We start from the raw sequence: 18,451 nt of genomic DNA, 5'->3' as shown, positions 1-18,451 counted from the left end.
AGGACAGAAAGAACAAAACGGCCAGCCCTTATTGCAGGCCGGCCGTTTTATGTTTATTGTTTTACTAAAGTATAAGCGGCAGTTTTATTGTCGGTGCCCACCGGTGCGAACGTGAACTTATAAGTTCCTGATGTGGCTACCGGTATATTGTCGCTATCGCTTGAAGCTAATGTTGCGCCATTGGCACCGATTTTCGGGATGCCATAGCTGGTACCCCAATCATGGTTCTTTCTCACTTTAAACTGACCTGTAGAAACAAGCGGAGCAGTGATTTCCCAAACATTGGTTCCATTATTATATTTCATGTCGGTATCGCTATCCCAGCCACCAGCTGTTGCGTCGCCAATGATGCTGTAGTAAGCAGCTACTGCTTCCAGGGTAATGGTTTTAGCGTTTAGGTCTACCGTAACCTGGTACTGGCCTGCGCCTGGTGCAGGAATATCGCCGCCGGAAGTGCTGATACCGTTACCGCTTGTTTTACCGTAAGCCACGTCCCATTTTTTCTCAGGAGTGATCTTAAAGTTTAGGTTACCAGCAGTAAAGTTGATGATACCTGTATAAATACCGTTACCTGTAGGGGATTGCAAACTATCTGCTGTAGGCGGGTTCCAGCCCTGGTAAGCACCCGGCACGTAGATGTAAGAAACCAGCGCAAATGGCGTGGCAGTTACCGTAACCACATTGGTATATGCGGTACCTTGGGTAGCCGTTGCGCTAAGCGAAGTTTTCATTCTCATCTCGAGCTGGGCAGCTGTGCCGGTTGGTAAATTCATGGATAATAACAGGTTGTTAAAATCCTGAACGGTGTAGCTTTTGGTAAGCGCACCCACCGGTAGAGATACCTCAACAGGGGCAGCAAAGTTGGTGCCCTTAACCGCTATCTGCAATACATTGCTTGCAGCCGAGTTATATCCGTAAGCCTGCGCGGTACCGGTTAAAGTAATGGCGTTTGCGCTAAGGTTTGCTTTAGACAGTGCCGGTGCCGTAGTTGATGCAGTTAACGCCCCCCCTGTTGCAGGCTGCGCCACTGTGCGTACTTCATCCTTTTTGCATGATGCCAATACCAGTACGGCAAGGCAGCTGAATGCTAAAAATTTGGTAATTAATTTTTTCATTTTGAATACTTTGATATTGAATACGTTTTTAAAATAGCTTTATAAAGGCCCGTTTGCCCGGGCCTTTTTTTTATTTTTAGTACCCCGGGTTTTGTTTTAAAGTAGGGTTTGCAGTAATATCATCCGTTGGGATTGGGTAGATGTTCCTGAAATCCTCAACACTTTTACCACCTGCAACACCGCCTTTAAACGGCCACAGGTATGTTGCTGTAGTGAATTTACCGTAACGGATCAAATCTGTACGACGGAAACCTTCCCAGTATAATTCGCGGGCTCTTTCATCCAGGATAAAGTCAAGATTAATGGTAGCCACATTACCGCTGGTGTTACCATAGGCACGGGTGCGTATCTTGTTTACATAGTTTAAGGCTGTACCCACATCGCCGCCTGCCCCGCCGCGCAGAACTGCTTCTGCATAAATCAGGTACTGCTCTGATAAACGGAACAGCGGGAAATCAACATCGGCAAAGTCAAGGCTCTGGCCTGCTGCACCTGCGCGGTTAACGTTACGGAATTTTGTAACTGCAAAGCCATCGGTAAATACGCTCTGATCCTTTATTTCCAGATTTTGTCCGTTAGTGTAAAACTGAGAACGTTTATCAACAGTGCCGGTATAATCAGGGAACAAGTTAGGCAGGCTTTTAGTAGTACGTGTACCACCCCAGCCGCCACTGATACCAAAATTACTGGCAGATTCTGAACCGCCAACCGGTGCATGGGTAAGGAAAGTTGTACCACCATAGCTTTGTGTGCGTAAACCATCATAGTTAATAGTGAAAATGTTTTCACTGGTGTTTTGCTGGTTATCTGCAAGCATTAGCCACTGATAGTTGCTAACAAGAGAATAGCCCGAGTTAATTACTTTGTTGGAATAGGTAACAGCATCATCATATCTTTTTGTACCGGTATAAATTTCGGCATTTAAGTATAAACGCGCCAACAAGGCCCATTCAGCTGCCTGGTCGGCACGGCCATATTCGTTGGCTTTCGGAGCCGCCAACGTTGGCTCGATCGCCTTTAATTCAGATTCTACGTAAGCAAACAAGGTTTTACGATCAGCCTGTTTAGGAACAGTAACGCCTATCAGGTCGGTTTCTGTAACTAACGGTACAGAACCGTACATATCCAAAAGCACCCAGTATTGAAACGCTCTCAAAAAACGGGCCTCTGCACGAAATTGGCGGATGGCATCTGCATCGGCACCGGTAATACCATGGCTGCTTAACTGATCATCGGCAGATTGCCTGATGAATTCATTCGCCAAGGTTACCTGGTATAGGCTGCGATAGTATAAACCTTTCAGGAATGGGTTAGCGGCAGACCAGTTCATGTTATGAAAATCCTGGATCCCTACATCACCCCAGGCAATCACAGCCTCATCGGTACTCAGTTCCTGGGCTTTCCAGTACAAACGTAAAAAATCGGAAGTACCCTCATCAATGCCCTGTACGTCGCCATTACCCGCCGGGCCCTGGTTACCTGTTAAGGCAAAGGAGCCATAAACCTTGGCAAATGCTTGTTTATAGCCGGCAGCATTTGCGTAAACGGTGGCCGAGGTAATATCGTTTGTGGGTTGTAAATCAAGCCTTTTGGTGCAAGATACCAGGCTGCCTGTTAGCACTACCACTGTAAATGCTTTTATAATCAAGTTCTTTTTCATGTCGCTTTATTTATGAGCTGTATGTATATGTTACTATACGAATGAATTAAAATTTAAGGTTTAAACCCAATACGTAAGTACGCGGCCGCGGGTAGATATTATTATCTATGCCACCACCTACTTCAGGATCAACACCCTTGTATTTGGTAATAGTAAACACGTTCTGCACATTTCCGCTCAAGCTCAATTGAGTTGAACCACCTAACACTTTGCCAAAGTTATAACCGAGGCTCGCATTATCCATTTTTACGAATGAAGCGTTCTGCACGTAATAATCAGACAATATGTTTTTGTCGTTAGCACCGATAAGGCTGCTTTCTAAAACGTTGGTTGAGCCATTGTTTAAGTAGCCAAGCGGGTTAAGAACACTGTTACGCGTTCCGGTGCTTGAGAATACGTTGTTATAAGCGTAGTTGCCTAAATTGGCACGCATTACCACCGCCAGGTTGAAACTTTTGTAAGTTACGTTGCTTGAAAATCCAAAAATATATTTAGGATCCGGCTGTTTGTATAAATACAGATCCTTGTCATTAATGGTTCCATCGCCATTACGGTCTACATACACATTATCCAACGGTTTACCATCAGTACCGTATACCTGCTGGTAAACGTAAAATGCCGAACGTGGTTGCCCAACGTAATTGCGCTGAATGGTAGTACCGGTTCCGCCGGATACACCGCCAACCGGGGCACCTGTTGCATTAGGGTCATTTACAAAAGTAAGTTTGGTTATTTTGTTAGTGTTGTAAGTGGCATTAAAGGCTACATCCCAGGTTACGGTATTGCTGCGTACAACCTGTGCGCTTATCGCTACCTCGATACCTTTATTTACCATATTACCCACGTTAGTTACAAATTTGTTAGAGAAACCAGCACCAGCTGGTACGGTAACCTCTGCCAATAAATCTTTTGTTTCTTTATAGTAAGCATCAATACTACCGGTGATACGTCCATTTAAGAAACCGTAATCAATACCTACGTTTGTAGTGGCACTCTGCTCCCATTTACGTTTCGGGTCATAAGCAACAGGGCGATACAGTTGGTAAAAAGTGTTACCAAACTGGTAAGACGCTGTTTGCGAGCTTAAACTGTAATAAGGGGTGTAAGCGTAGTTAGACAAACCGTCCTGCTGGCCGGTTAAGCCGTAACCTACACGCAATTTTAAATCAGATAAAACCTTATTGTCTTTCAGGAAAGACTCCTCTTTGATCTTCCAGGCAAATGCACCGGAAGGGAATACCGCATAGCGATTAAGCGGACTGAATCTTGATGATCCGTCGCGACGAATGGTACCTGTCAGCAAGTACTTATTAGCGTAAGTGTAATTTAAACGGCCATAGTATGATAACAGTGTATTCTCCGGTTTATCAAACGGAAAGGTTGGCACGCTTACCACAGTACCATCGGTTGTTAGGTCCGGGAAACCATAATTGGTCGTTTTATAGTCGTAAAATGCGTAACCCGCAATCGCATCTACACGGCTGTTAAGTGATTTAATATCCTTGGCATAGTTTAAATAAGCTTCAAAAGTTGTATTCAGGATAGTACTTCTGTATTGGTTATTTACCCCGCTGTGTAAAACGTTATTGGCATCTTTATACCTTCTGTAGCTGGCAGCAGCAAAATCCGGATGCACAATTGTTCCTTTTCCTTCAGAAGCATCATATCCAAAATTTACGTTGGCATGTAAATCCGGCAGGAAATGAAATTTATAATCTAACTGCGCATTACCAATGCTTCTTTTCACATCACTTTTGTCATAACGCTGCTCCAGTAAACCAACCGGGTTACGCGGCGCTAATTGCTTTAAACCGGTAGCAGATGATGGGTCTGAATCTAGGTATTCGTAATAACCGCCGTAGTTGTTGTTGCCCGATTTTACGGGTTGCGTTGGGTCGAAGCTAACTGCTGCACCTATAGCGCCCTGATTAGCAAAACGAGCCTTGCTTGCTGATCCTTTTACATTGATATCAATGCGTAGATGCTGATCAAATAGCTTTGGAGAAATATTAATAGATGCAGATGCCCTGTTCAGATAGCCTGTTCTCAAAATCCCCTTTTGATCCAGGTAACCAACAGAAACACGGTATGGCAAGTTTTTTACTCCACCGGCAACGCTCAAATTATTGTCATTGCTGATAGCAGTTTGGTATATTTCCTTTTGCCAGTCGGTATTGGCGTTACCCAATAATGCCTGGAAAGCAGCTGTTCCGTTAGCTTTTACGTAAGCTCTTAACTGATCGCCGGTTAAAACCGGCACTTCTTTAGATAGGGTTGAGACCGATACCTGTGTATTGAAGTTAATAACAGGCTTGCCTGTAACACCTTTTTTGGTGGTAATAATAATTACACCATTTGATGCCCGTGAACCATAGATCGCTGTCGCTGATGCATCTTTTAGTACGCTAAAGGTTTCGATATCATTAGGGTTGATCAGGCTTAAAGCATTAGGAGCCCCTGGTACGTTATCGTTGCTCAACTGCACTCCATCAACAACAATCAAAGGATCGTTACTGGCATTTAGCGATGCCCCGCCACGAACGCGGATCGTGCTACCTGCACCCGGCGCACCACCATTTGAAGTGATGGAAACACCCGCTACCTTACCGGCAATTAATTGCTCGGGTGAGGTAATGTTACCTGTTTGGAAATCTTTTGAGCTTACGGTTGTAACAGAACCGGTTAGGTCCTTCTTCTTTACGGTACCGTATCCAATCACCACAATTTCGTTAAGCGATTTGGATGATGATTGCATGGTGAAGTTTACCGTTGCGCCACCGGCATCTACGGTAACCGTTTTGGGCTGCGAGGTATAGCCGATAAAGCTGGCAGTTAATGTGTAAGTACCGGCTTTAAGGCCGGTGATCCTGTAAACGCCATTAATATCTGCCGCACCGGCCGTGGTGGTGCCTGATATTAAAACGGTTGCCCCGGGTAACGATTGATTATTTTCGTCAACCACTTTACCGGTAATGCTTCCTGTTTGTGCAAATATCACTTGTGATATAAACAGCACAGCAAAAAGGAGCATAAACTTTTTAAGGTAATTGTTTCTCATTTAATTTAATTGATTAGTAGTTTGGATTGGTGAGTTTGTTTGTAAAAATTCTTAATTGCCAGCCGGCACATCTGCTGCCGGATGCCGGTTACTGGGTAATAATTGGTTAATCTTCATTAATAAATGGCCTGTAAACATTCATTGCTCATCGCTGCAAAACACTTGTCGTGTATTGGTTCAACTCCGAAATGTATCACAGACTGTTGCAGGACTGATCCACAAAACGATAAGTAATTTTGCTGGTACGATAATTATAATTGGTTTGATCTTTGAAGACAGGGCCGTAATTGGCGGGCCTGCCTTGTATGATGATACAAAGAAAAGGAGCTAAAACACCACTAACTATTTATTTACTGAAAATTTAATAAAATAGCATTTTGTTTAAATTTAACAAATTGATAATCAATTTATTAAAATATTTTAAAATCAAAAAATTTAAATAGTTTAGCAACATTTTGAACACACTAAACATTGAATTATCGCATTTAATTGGGTTAAATGAAGGGATAATCGGGGGTTAGCGGCGGCGGGGTTAAGAATGCCAATAACATTGAAACAATTCCAAAAAAATGACAGACCCAAATTGATGTGTATCACAAAAAAACGGCACATGGAAAAATGGCTTAGTGTATTAAGTACAATAAGATTAAAGTTTAAATGCTTTAGCTGGAGGTCCGACTCCTAAGATTTGCTCGTCATATCAACCGCCTTGATGGCCATGATACGGTGATCAAATTCGTCGCCGTGGATGAGTGCCTTGGCTTTGATCCGCATCTTATAAACGTAGATGGTTTTTTCAGAATATTCCAGGATCTTGGCGATGGTTTCGGTATCTGTAATGCCCATCCTCATCAATGCGAAAATGCGCAGGTCGGTAGTGAGCACCTCGTGCTCTTTTGGCCAGATCTGGTTTTCTTTTTTAAACAGGGTGTTAAACTCTTCCACAAAGTTGGGGAAGATCTTGATGAACACCTGGTCGAAAGTATTGAACAACGTCTCGCGTTCCTTTTTAATGTTGATGTTATTAGCCATCAACTGAATATCCTCATATTTTTTGGCGGGCAACTTGGTATCAACAGATCGTTTAATGCGTTCCAGCTGCAGGATATAGCCGGAGATCACATTGAAAAAATAACCGATATAGTCTTCTTTGATCTTGGTACCCTCTATCAGTTTTTGGTTTACCTTCTCAATGATCTTTTCTTTCGCCTTTAGCTTGTGGTTGCGCTTATAAAGCAATATAGACACCAGGATAATTATTGCTGCCAAGGCGGTGATGAGGCTTAGACTCCTGATATATAAGTTTTCCTCCCGCTCTATAAATACCAGCTTCTCAGATGCCACTATGGGCAGCAGCGAGCCGATCTGCACCTTGCGCTGCCTTGCGCCATAAAATTCCGCATCGGCCAGTGCATGTTCCAGCGCCACATAGGCATTTTTAATATCTCCTTTTTTATAGAGGATCTCGGCCAGCCAAAAAAGAGCAATAGTTTCTTTGGTAGATGAGCGGATATCACTAATGGTAGCCTTTACCAGCAAACCAATGCTTTTATCAGACTCTGATGTGTTTTGATAAACGTTACTTAAAGTAGAGGAAACGATGGCTTCCTGGTGCTCTGTCAGCTTTTTAGAACCAAGTAATTGCAGAAATATTTTCTCTGCCGAGTCGTTCATACCGTTTTTGTAGGCTTTATAGCCGGTTAGGTACAAATTATCATAAGACCCGGGCGTACTCAGCGAGATGGCCGAATCGATGTATCGGTTAGCCAGGTTGATGTAATTGGGGCTATAATGTTTGTCGTTATTGTAGGCGGCCAGGTCATAATAGGCCCGCATTTTAATGGAGTAGTATTCAGATTTTGCGGCATCGTCAAGCGTTGGTACATTAATACCCTGCATACTTTCAAATGTTTCCTTAAACATACCGGAAGACAGCAGGATAAAACCCATTTTTATCTTACTGAGATCTTCTTTGGTCTTGTCGTGCAGCGTTTGACTAATGGAAAGCAGCTTATTGACATATACGTAGGCTGAATCGTACTGGTATGATTTGTACTCCTCGTATAAATTATTGCAGGCAGCAAACTGTTTATTTAAATCAGCTGCGGGGAGTTGCCGGAGAGCAGCTTTAAGGCTTGCTATATGCGCTTCTTTCTGCTGATCGTAGGTGCTTTTCTTATCAAACTCCGACTTTAAATCATCAAACAAATCGTTGGTATTAGAAGCCGCTAGTAACGAAAATGGTAATAAAGCGAAAACGAAGAGTAATATCCTTCTCATAATTGGTCACCTACCAGCGTAACCTGGTCATCAAAAACGTGTATAAAGATATATAATTTTCAAATAATGAAAATAAAGGTCAGTTAAGGGCAATCGTAATTTTTTAATGAAGCAAAGAGAAATAATTATAACTAATGTTTAATAATTTAAAACCCAACTTTCGCTTTATACGGTATAACATCAAGAAAGATTGGCTTTTTGCGTTTTTTTTAACCTGCACTAAGCAAAAGTTTCCTGTAAGATCACCAGCTAAAAGATCATGTCGATGAAAATATTACAATGCATTACTGTATAGCAATTTAAATCTGCAGAGTATTGAAGCTGTAAGCTATAAAATGGCCGTGGTGCGAAAACGAAACGGGTAAGACTGTCCCTTGTTTAAAGCCGGTAACCAGCGGAATCCCTTGCTCGTCTTTCTCAATCTGCAATTTTGTTAGACTATAAACGGATTGAACCCTATTTAATGCAAAGGCCCTTACCGCGGCAGATTGGGACGGGGAACTGCTATCAGCTATTTTTTGTATACCCCAGTAAACATTATCAAAATCATCCAGGGGGTTAACCACCGTATGCAGGAGATCATTGCATACAAGCGACCTGAAATATAGCCGATACGGGCCAACCGTAGCTACGCCCGCCCAGCTTGTGTCAATGGAAAAACCAATACCCTCCAATGTTCCGGCATCAAAACCCGATTGAGGCTTTACAGGGGATTGCAGCCGGGTTATGATTATCCTTGTCGGCGAAAACATTGTTTCGGGATATAGCCGCTTTTGAAATTTGTAAACGGCCTCCTTCACCGACCATAAAAGCCAAACATACACTTCAATAGAAAGAAGGCTTGCATAGCGTTCACCAATGGCTGCTATTTCCGGTTCGGAAAGGATCTTGCTGTAAAACGCAGGCTGTTTGGTGCGTTTGAAATTTGTTGCGGCAAAAGATACGATATCGTTGCCGGCACTTATCATTGCTTTTCGGCTAGCTTTTCGCTGATCACATCAAGGCAATTGCCTACGTTTACCATTTTATCGGCAGAGTCGTAATCAATTTCAATATCGTACTTGGCTTCAGCATCAATAATAATATCAACAAGGTTGGCCGAATTGATCTTCAGATCTTTGATCAGGTCTGTATCATCATTGATCTGTGCCAATTTTTCTTTATCGGTGGTATACGGCGAAATAACCGTCTTCAATTCACTTAAAATCTCGTCTCTTGTCATTATTATCCCTTGTATTTACTAAGTATTAAACAGGAGTTCACATCTCCAAAACCAAAATTTGCTTTTGCTACAATGTTAACTTCTTTTTTTATCATTTTAACCGGCAACTTTTCTAAACTCACCAATTTTTCAATTTCGGGGTTAGGATCCTCGAGGTTGATATTTGGGTGAATAAAGCCGTGCACGATCTGTAAAATCGAGGCCACGGTTTCTATAGAACCGGCGGCGCTCAATGAATGCCCTATCATCGATTTCATGGAATTGGTGTACGGGAACTCGTCCCCTGCCCTATTAAGCGCTTTACACCAATTCTCAATTTCCTGCCTGTCGGCATTGGTAGCAGTGAGGTGCCCGCTGATGAGATCGATCTGCTCACCAGTAACGCCAGCCATTCTCAGTGATTCGGTGATGGAGCGGATCACGCCAACGGGGTTGGCGGCCGTCATGGTACCTCCCTGCTTTTGCCCACCAGAATTACTGCATCCGCCTAAAACCTCGGCATAAATATGGGCATTACGTGCCAGCGCAAAGTCCAGATCTTCCAAAACTAGTGCCCCGGCGCCCGATCCCGGCACAAAGCCACCTGCGGTACTGCTCATTGGTCTGGATGCTTTTTCGGGCTCATCGTTAAACTTGCGCGATAGTACCCGCATGCTATCAAAAGCACCATAAACGTAGGTATCCACATGCTCGGCACTTCCTACCAGCATCCGCTGTGCATAGCCGTGCTTAATATACTCGTAACCCATCAGGATGGATTGCGTGCCGGTTGCGCAGGCGGCAGAATTGGTGATCACCTTATTACCCAAACCAAGCCTGCCGGATATGTAAGAAGTTACACCACTGTTCATGGCCTGCTCCACCACCCGGGAGCCCAGCTTACGCGCTTCTTTATTATCCACTTTGGCAATAACGCTTTTCATGGCCTCGGTATCGGCAATACTGTTGCCAAATACGCAGCCGGTTTCCCAATGAGGCTCATCGGTATCATACGGCATGCCGGAGTCTGCCCAGGCATCCAGCGCGGCGGCTAAACCATAGCCGATATTGGTACCCTTTAGCCCGTGGAATGCCACTTCAGAAATATAGTTTTTTAAACTCTCCCATTCAAAGGCAGGCATCCCCGCCAACTGGCAGCTCAAATTCAGCTCTTTATATTGCTGGATAAATTTTATACCAGATATCCCGTTTTGTATTGCATGCAAAAAAGCCGGCACCCCAATTCCATTTGGCGATACAACTCCTAAGCCGGTAACTACAACACGTTTGCTCATTTTTTAACTGATATCTTTTTTATAATCCCGGCAAAAGTTCCTTTTGCAATTAATTCGCCTTCGGCATCCAGCATTTCCACGTAACATTTCAGCTTACCAAAACGGAAATATTGTTTATTGGATACCACGGTTACTTTTTCTCCCGGCAGCACCATTTTATAGAACGATACATCTGTTGAGGTTAACAAAGGGTATACCGAATCGTCATCACCTTCAAAATTCACGTCAGTATCACGGAGGATCAAAAATATCCCCAGCACAACCAAGCCAATCTGCGCCATTATTTCAGTAATGATAACGCCCGGCGTAACGGGGTTGCCTTCAAAATGGTCCTCGTAAAAAAACGAATCCTTTTTTAAGGTATAATCGCCCCGAACTTCGTTCTCGTTTAAAAACAAAATGTGATCTACGAAACGAAAAGACGATTTATAGGGCAAATGGTTTAATATATGATTGTTCATGTGTGCCATAAGCGCGTATTTATTTGCAGTGTTCGCCTCCGTCAACGTGAATCAGGGCCCCGTTTATCCAAAACGACTCCTCGGTACATAACAGGTAAACTACATTCGCAACGTCTGCAGGCTGGGTGATCCTACCGAGGGGATTTCTTGTAACACCGTTCGCAATTAATTGTTCGCTTCCGGGGATCATTTTTAGTGATGGGGTTTCGGTTACCCCTGCTTGTATAATATTGGTTTTCAAGCCAAAGGGACTAAACTCTACCGCCATGTACTTGCTTAAACTCTCCAAAGATGCTTTGGCAATAGATACGGCAGCGTAACTCTCCCAATACTTGTGTGCGCCTTCACTGGTCAGCCCAAGGATACGGCTATCTGCATGAAAAAAGTTATGCTTTAACAACAGCCGGGTCCAATCCAGCAAACTGTTGCTCATAGCGTAGGTGGTCATCTGGATATCTTCGGCAGATAGCTCGGCATATTCATCACCATTGGCAGTAAGCGGCTTTAAATTACCCCTTGCAATACTGTGCAGCAATAACTTTACGCTGTGTTTTGGGGCCACTGCTGTAAATTGTTCAATAAACAGCGCTCTTCCGTGGCTGTCCAGCGCGTTGATATTGAACGGTAAAATAGTAACGGAATTTGCAGCGGCAATGGTAGCAAGTTTCATGCGGAGGGCTTTATCGGCAACAGCCGTTTCGCGGTAAAGCAAGGCGATACTCATACCGTGTTTGGCCAGTTTTTCAAGGGAGGCAAAGCCAAACCCGCTCGATCCACCCAAAACAACAGCCCATAGCCCCTTAAATTGTACACTTTTATCCATCCGGTATTTTTAAACCTTTCCCTGCTTAACGTGTCATTAATGAAATGAGCAAAAAACCCAACCCCAAAGTAAGCGAAAGTATACGAAATTTAACGTATGCTTTATAGATAATACAACTTTTAATCGTTTAAGTTGTATTGGCATTACCCATTTAACCGGGATGGATGCCCTTTTCGGGGTTTGAAATGGTATATATAATTAATTATGTTTGATGATATGAAAAGCATCCTTAAAAACACAGTAACATCTATGGCTGTGCTATTATTCATTTGCACGGTAGCAAGTTTTAAAAGCTACGCACAGCAAAAATTTGAAAAAGCCGCTTTCTACACGGTTATGGCCGATGGCGATCTCACCGCAATTGATAACGAACTGGAGACCGTTACTGCCTCCAGCCTGACTAACAAAGGCGGGTACGAAGGTGCATTGCTAATGCGCAAAGCAGGCAAGGCCAAGGGCCCAAAAAAGAAACTCGGCTTTTTTAAAGAAGGACGGATAAAACTGGAGACTGCCATTTTAGCCGAACCGGAGAATACCGAGTTCCGGTTTTTGCGGTTGGCGATAGAAGAGAACGCCCCAAAAATTGTTAAATACAATAAGGAAATAGAGAAAGACAAAGCATTTATCCAGGCTCATTTTAAAGCCCAGCCCCAAGCTGTCCAACAGGCAATAATTGATTACAGTAAAAAATCTAAGGTTCTGCATGCCGAAGATTTAAAGTAATGGTTAATGATAGTTGTTAACTTTGCAGCGCATGAGCAAAAAGATCCTAGCCGTTTATTACACCCAGTCGGGCCAGATGGCCGAAATAATCGACTCGTTCACAGCCCCATTAATTGCAGGTGGCGCAGTTGTGGAAAAGGTGAAGATAAAACCCATAGCTAATTTTGATTTCCCATGGACGGGCAAGCGTTTTTTTTCCGTCATGCCGGCTTGTGTACTGGGTGTCCCTACGAGTTTGGAACCCTTTAATTTTAAGGAAAGCAAATACGATCTCATCATCATGGCTTATCAGCCATGGTTTTTATCGCCAAGCATCCCAAGTAATTCGCTGCTGCAATCACCGGAGTTTAAACAGCTATTAAACGGAACGCCGGTGATCACCATCAGCGCGGCACGCAATATGTGGATCAACGCTTTTGTACGCATCAAAAAAATGCTTGCAGATGCAGGTGCCAACCTCGTTGGCAATATTGCTTTAGTTGATAAACACCCAAACGTGGTAAGCTTTATTACCATATTTTACTGGATGCTGTCCGGAAAAAAAGAAAGGTATTTAAATATCTTCCCTAAGCCGGGTGTAGACGAGGCGGATATTAAAAACACCGCGGTTTTTGGCCACATTGTAAACCGGCACCTTGGCGCAGACAATTGGACAACCCTGCAGGATGAACTGTTAAAAGAAAACGCTGTAGTGATCAACTACAAGCTGATGTTTATAGAGGCCCGTGCAAAGCCGATATTTGCGGTTTGGGCCAAATTTATTTCCAAACGTAAAAACCAGGTACCCTGGTTAAGTGCCTTTAAATATTATTTATTCATCGCGCTATTTTTGGGCGCCCCTGTACTGTTAACATTAGATGCGATCCTGCTGAAGCCGTTCTCGGCTGCAAGGATTAAACGAACAAAATTAAGATACTTACAAGTTAATAACTGATCCCCACATGTCTGACGTTTATATTAACCATACGGCTGCCTATTTCCCTAATGAACCCGTTCCGAACGATGAAATGGAGCAATACCTTGGCTATATCGATAATAAGCCTTCAAAGTCTAAAAAGATTGTGCTCCGTAACAACGGTATAACCAACAGGTACTACGCTTTAAACAAAGAACGCAAACCCACCCATACCAATGCCCAGATGACTGCCTTGGCTGTAAGGGAGCTTTTTAAAAACGACACCGAAAAGTTAGCAGAAATTGAATTGCTTTCCTGCGGTACCTCTTCCCCCGACCAGATGATGCCGAGCCATGGGGTAATGACGCATGGCTGGCTCCCGGAATTAGGCGGCGTAGAAGTGGTATCCCCATCCGGTGTATGCTGCGCGGGAATGCATGCTTTAAAATATGCTTACCTGGCCATTAAAACAGGCGACGTTAAAATGGCGGTGGCTACCGGTTCCGAAAGATTTTCGGGTTTGCTGGTTTCTGACGTTTTTGAGGAAGAGGCCCAAAAGCTGAAAGAGATGGAGGAAAACCCTTTCATCGCTTTTTCTAAAGACTTTTTACGCTGGATGCTATCTGATGGCGCTTCGGCATTTTTAATGACGGATAAGCCCAACCCTAACGGCCTTTCGCTTAAAGTAGAATGGATAGAGGGCGTTTCGTATGCCAACGAAATGGATACCTGTATGTATATGGGCGGCGAAAAACAGCCCGATGGCAGCCTTAAAGGCTTTATGGAGTATACACCGGAGGAGATCATGACCAAATCTATCTTCAGCGTAAAACAGGACATTAGCCTGCTGAGTGATAACATTGTACCGCTTGGTGGTAAAAAAATCAAAGAGATCTTTGAAAATAAGGGCCTTACCGCGGCAGACATCGATTATTTTTTACCTCATATCTCCAGCAACTTTTTCAAAAGCAAGATCTATGATATGATCCTGGAGTACGGCGGCGGCATCCCTTACGAAAAATGGTTTATCAACCTGTACACCGTGGGCAACGTAGGTGCAGCATCGGTATATTTAATGATTGATGAGCTGTTTAAAAGCGGCCGTTTGAAACCCGGGGAAAAGATCCTGCTGTTGGTACCGGAGAGTGCGCGGTTCTCTTACATGTATGCCATGCTTACGGTTTGTTAAGGGGGCGCTGGTTATGAAAAAGGATGAGATACCACAGGACCTGAGTGCGCTTGGCAAATTAACCAAAGAGGTTTGCTATGCCACCGATGGCGATGGCAAATACACCACCGAACTAAGCCGGGGCTGGAATGTAAAGATAGATGCGCTTGACCTGGCCTGGAGTGATATTGAAAAACGCATTGCGGCCGCCAGGCAAAAAGTGCTGAACAAAGAAACCAGCCCTATCCATTTCTTTATGGAATACCGCCTGATGGACCTGGGCATCCTTGCCGACTATACCGGCTTTTGGCAGTGGCAAATTAAGCGGCATTTAAAACCTGCTGTGTTTGAGCAACTGCCGGATAGCAAATTAAAAAAATACGCCACGGCGTTTAATACGACTATTGAAGATCTTAAAACCATGACCGTGCATGATTGAGTTTAAACACCGTCAGAGTGCACATTGTGAATCGGGCGTTACCAGTAATTTATTATGGGAAAGCTCGGGCGGTAAAATATCCGAGCCACTCGCATTTGGTATAGGTGCCGGCTTATTTTTCGCCTACATCCCGCTTATCAAAATAAATAACGGCCCGGCTATAGCGTTCCGTACGTTTCCGGGTTATATTTTTAGCCGTACTTGCAAGGCACTGGGCATCCCGGTGGAACGTAAAAAATTTTATTCAAAAGAGAAGGCGGAAGGATTTCTGAATGAGGCGATCAATACCGGCCAGCCTGTTGGATGCCAGGTGGGGGTTTATTACTTGCCCTACTTCCCCAAGCAATACCGTTTCCATTTTAACGCACATAATCTTATTGTGTACGGCCGCGAAGGTGATCAATACATGATCAGCGACCCCATAATGGAAGAGGCCACCACCATGAGCAGTTACGAACTGGAACGGGTTCGTTTTGCAAAAGGGGCACTGGCGCCTAAGGGCCATATTTATTATCCAAAAGAAATAAAAAACATCACGCACGAGCAGATCAAACAGGCCATTAAAAACGGCATTAAAAAAAACGTATCCAATATGCTGAACATCCCCGGGGCTTTTGCAGGGGTGGCCGGCATTGCCTATACCGGCAAGCGGATTAAAAAATGGCGCGATAAGCTTGGCCTGGAAAAATCAGGCCTTTACCTGGCCCAACTGGTACGCATGCAGGAAGAGATTGGTACAGGCGGGGGTGGCTTCAGATATATTTATGCGGCGTTTTTGCAGCAGGCAGCTATTTATTGGCCGGACAAGAACCTTTTAGACATCTCGAATGTATTTACTGTATCAGGAGATCTGTGGCGGACCGCTGCGGTGCAGGCTGCGGGTATTTTCAAAGGAAGATTAACCAGCCAGGCTGATTTTGATCAGATGGGTGACTACCTTGTAGAAATTGCCAAAGTAGAAAAACAGGCTTTTGAGCAATTAAAAAAAATCAAATGGGATTAAACGAGCCACTGGCTATCGAAGTAGATCATATAGGGTTCCGGTATCCCGGCAATCCTGATGTATCTTTTACCGATCTTAGTCTAAAGGTTCCAAAAGGCGTTCGCTTTGGCTTATTTGGGCCTAATGGTGCCGGCAAAACTACGCTCATTAGTCTCATGACGGGCTTACTTAGCGCCGATGAAGGCAAGATCAAATTGCTGGGGCAGCAAATTGGCAAGCAAAAAAGCGGGGTTAATAAACTCTTCGGCTTTGTTCCGCAGGATTTTTCTTTTTACCATGAATTGAGCCCGGTAGAAAACCTGGAATTCTTCGGCGCCTGGAGCGGGCTCTCTAAACAGGCTATTATAATACGTACAGACGAACTGCTAACCATACTGGGGCTAAACGATGTGCGCGATAAACAGGTACATAAATTCTCGGGCGGGATGAAAAGGCGCGTGAACCTGGCGATTGGTGTGATCCATAACCCAGCCATCTTATTTTTGGATGAGCCTACCGTTGGGGTGGATGTGCAAACCGGGCACGCCATTGTTAACTATCTGCTGCAACTTAATGAAAGTGGCACAACACTGGTTTATACATCGCACCAATTGAGCGAGGCCGAGGAGCTTTGCCAGCAGGTTGCTTTGATAGATGGCGGCAAGATCATTGCCCAGGACAGTATGGAGCAATTGCTAAAAACACACAATCAAGCTAATTTAGAGCAACTGTTTTTGAACTTAACAGGTAAGGAGTACAGAAACTGATGTTTAAATTAAAAGCAACGATCATAAAAGATCTCCGGATCCTCTTCCGCGATAAAGTGGGCATTTCGCTGATGTTCGTAATGCCCATAATCCTGGTGATCGTAGTCACTAACATTCAAAACAGCACCTTTCAGCTGGTAAATAAAAACAAGCTCTCTATCATTATAAATAGTATCGATACCGGCGCATCCAGCAAACAATTGATCAAAGCAATTGACAAGATTGGCATGTTTAACGTATCGTTGGTAGCAGGAGATAAAACCGAGCGGGAAATTGCCGATGCTATGCATGAAAAGGATGCCATGCTGGGGGTGATCATACCCGCTGATTTTTCTAAAAAGGTAGCGGCCAAATCAAAAGCAGTGGCCGGCAAAGCTTTGATCAGTTTCGGGTTGCAGAGCGATACCGTTAAAAATGTGGGCGATGTTGATCCCCTTACGGTATATTACAACCCGGTTTTGCAGGATAATATCCGGTCATCTATTCAGGGCGCTTTAAGAAGCGCGCTGCAGCTGGTAGAAAGCCGCGAAACGTTGCGTACACTTTACCTGGCCATTAACGAAAAACAATTGCCCGAGAGCCTGGAGAACGAGATGCTGAACAATAAGACAGCGATAAACGAAATTCCGGTATCTAAAGACGGTACGCGTACAACGCCCAATGCTACCCAGCACAACGTACCCGCCTGGACCATCTTTGCCATGTTCTTTATCATTATGTCGCTTGGCGGCAGCATTGTACGGGAAAAGGTGAGCGGAAGCTTTATCCGGTTAAAAACACTCCCTACCAATTACCTGGTGGGTTTACTATCTAAACAGATCACCTACCTGGCGGTTACCATGCTGCAGGCAGCGGTTATATTTTCTATGGGCATATGGTTGTTCCCTGTTTTTGGGTTACCTGCCTTAAACGTACCAACAGATCTGCTGGCGCTCGTCATCGTCACCATTATTTGCGGCTGGTGTGCGGTAAGTTATGCCATGTGTGTGGGTGTTTTTTCGAATACCCAGGAGCAGGCCAACGGCTTTGGCGCCGTATCTATTGTAATACTGGCCTGTATAGGCGGGCTAATGGTACCCAGCTTTGCCATGCAGGGTTTTGCTAAAACTGCAGCCAATATTTCACCAATGCACTGGTGCCTGCAAGCATATTACACGCTGTTTTTGGAAGGCGGAAAACTCAAAGATGTTATAAATAATATTATACCTTTATTCCTGATAACCCTATTGCTCCAGGGAATTACCTATGCGGGCTTAAAAAGAAAGAACTTAATATAAATGGAAACTACCGAATTAAAAGAGCAGCTTAAGCGTCAGATCATCCAATTTTTAAACCTTACCGACCTTACTCCTGCTGATATAAGTGATACAGAACCGCTATTTGGCGAAGGACTGGGCCTCGATTCTATCGACTCGCTCGAGCTGATCGTATTGTTAAAAAAAGAGTATGGTGTAGACATTAAAGACCCGAGAGAGGGCCGTAAAGCATTGGTAGATGTAGCTACCATGGCCGATTATATCCAGGCTAATAGTCCAAAATAATACGAAAGTACTTGCTGTTACTAACGCTAAGCGTAGTAACACT

17 protein-coding genes are annotated in these 18,451 nt (G+C 44.0%); 8 read left to right on the top strand and 9 right to left on the bottom strand.

What is annotated here, in order from left to right; all coding sequences use genetic code 11:
* Window positions 1-53: 53 nt before the first annotated feature.
* The 9 genes from A0256_07580 to A0256_07540 form a co-directional block, all read right to left on the bottom strand.
* Window positions 54-1,115, bottom strand: a complete 1,062-nt coding sequence (locus tag A0256_07580) for a hypothetical protein (GenBank protein AMR31294.1) — start codon at window positions 1,113-1,115, stop codon at window positions 54-56.
* 76 nt (window positions 1,116-1,191) lie between these two features.
* Entirely contained in the window at window positions 1,192-2,775 is a 1,584-nt protein-coding gene (locus tag A0256_07575; GenBank protein ID AMR31293.1) for a hypothetical protein, read from the bottom strand.
* 46 nt (window positions 2,776-2,821) lie between these two features.
* Window positions 2,822-5,833 carry a SusC/RagA family protein gene (locus tag A0256_07570; GenBank protein ID AMR31292.1) on the bottom strand — a complete coding sequence of 1,004 codons (3,012 nt, stop codon included), beginning with the start codon at window positions 5,831-5,833 and terminating at the stop codon, window positions 2,822-2,824.
* Window positions 5,834-6,514: 681 nt separating this feature from the next.
* A complete protein-coding gene (locus tag A0256_07565; GenBank protein AMR31291.1) occupies window positions 6,515-8,113 on the bottom strand; it encodes a hypothetical protein in 1,599 nt (532 codons plus the stop codon).
* Between the two features lie 299 nt (window positions 8,114-8,412).
* Window positions 8,413-9,081, bottom strand: a complete 669-nt coding sequence (locus tag A0256_07560; GenBank protein AMR31290.1) for a hypothetical protein — start codon at window positions 9,079-9,081, stop codon at window positions 8,413-8,415.
* Window positions 9,078-9,335 carry an acyl carrier protein gene (locus tag A0256_07555; GenBank protein ID AMR31289.1) on the bottom strand — a complete coding sequence of 86 codons (258 nt, stop codon included), beginning with the start codon at window positions 9,333-9,335 and terminating at the stop codon, window positions 9,078-9,080. The genes A0256_07560 and A0256_07555 overlap by 4 nt, the downstream gene beginning before the upstream one ends.
* 2 nt (window positions 9,336-9,337) lie before the next feature.
* On the bottom strand, window positions 9,338-10,609 hold the full coding sequence (locus A0256_07550; GenBank protein AMR31288.1) for a beta-ketoacyl-ACP synthase: 1,272 nt from the start codon (window positions 10,607-10,609) through the stop codon (window positions 9,338-9,340).
* Window positions 10,606-11,070 carry a hydroxymyristoyl-ACP dehydratase gene (locus tag A0256_07545; GenBank protein ID AMR34467.1) on the bottom strand — a complete coding sequence of 155 codons (465 nt, stop codon included), beginning with the start codon at window positions 11,068-11,070 and terminating at the stop codon, window positions 10,606-10,608. The genes A0256_07550 and A0256_07545 overlap by 4 nt, the downstream gene beginning before the upstream one ends.
* A gap of 19 nt (window positions 11,071-11,089) precedes the next feature.
* Complete coding sequence (locus tag A0256_07540; GenBank protein AMR31287.1) at window positions 11,090-11,893, bottom strand: hypothetical protein; 804 nt, start codon at window positions 11,891-11,893, stop codon at window positions 11,090-11,092.
* A 204-nt stretch (window positions 11,894-12,097) separates the two neighbouring features.
* Between A0256_07540 and A0256_07535 the strand changes: the two genes are divergently transcribed.
* From A0256_07535 to A0256_07500, 8 genes are read left to right on the top strand one after another with little or no spacing between them, the layout of a single operon-like run.
* On the top strand, window positions 12,098-12,616 hold the full coding sequence (locus tag A0256_07535) for a hypothetical protein (GenBank protein ID AMR31286.1): 519 nt from the start codon (window positions 12,098-12,100) through the stop codon (window positions 12,614-12,616).
* A gap of 31 nt (window positions 12,617-12,647) precedes the next feature.
* A complete protein-coding gene (locus A0256_07530; GenBank protein ID AMR31285.1) occupies window positions 12,648-13,550 on the top strand; it encodes a hypothetical protein in 903 nt (300 codons plus the stop codon).
* A 7-nt stretch (window positions 13,551-13,557) separates the two neighbouring features.
* Window positions 13,558-14,700 (top strand): 3-oxoacyl-ACP synthase, encoded by a 1,143-nt coding sequence (locus tag A0256_07525; GenBank protein AMR31284.1) that lies wholly within the window; start codon window positions 13,558-13,560, stop codon window positions 14,698-14,700.
* 13 nt (window positions 14,701-14,713) lie between these two features.
* Window positions 14,714-15,118 (top strand): hypothetical protein, encoded by a 405-nt coding sequence (locus tag A0256_07520; protein ID AMR31283.1) that lies wholly within the window; start codon window positions 14,714-14,716, stop codon window positions 15,116-15,118.
* Window positions 15,111-16,121, top strand: coding sequence for a peptidase (locus A0256_07515; protein ID AMR31282.1), 1,011 nt, complete (start codon window positions 15,111-15,113; stop codon window positions 16,119-16,121). Before A0256_07520 ends, A0256_07515 begins: the two co-directional genes overlap by 8 nt.
* Window positions 16,112-16,867 (top strand): ABC transporter ATP-binding protein, encoded by a 756-nt coding sequence (locus tag A0256_07510; protein AMR31281.1) that lies wholly within the window; start codon window positions 16,112-16,114, stop codon window positions 16,865-16,867. The genes A0256_07515 and A0256_07510 overlap by 10 nt, the downstream gene beginning before the upstream one ends.
* The gene (locus A0256_07505; GenBank protein ID AMR31280.1) at window positions 16,867-18,144 is read left to right on the top strand and encodes an ABC transporter permease; all 1,278 of its coding nucleotides are present in this window, start codon (window positions 16,867-16,869) and stop codon (window positions 18,142-18,144) included. The genes A0256_07510 and A0256_07505 overlap by 1 nt, the downstream gene beginning before the upstream one ends.
* Window positions 18,145-18,408 (top strand): acyl carrier protein, encoded by a 264-nt coding sequence (locus A0256_07500; GenBank protein AMR31279.1) that lies wholly within the window; start codon window positions 18,145-18,147, stop codon window positions 18,406-18,408.
* Window positions 18,409-18,451 lie beyond the last annotated feature (43 nt).

The organism is Mucilaginibacter sp. PAMC 26640 (assembly GCA_001596135.1).
Lineage (GTDB): Bacteria > Bacteroidota > Bacteroidia > Sphingobacteriales > Sphingobacteriaceae > Mucilaginibacter.
The sequence above is the reverse complement of the archived record's forward strand: the minus strand, read 5'-3'. Positions and strand labels throughout refer to the sequence as shown.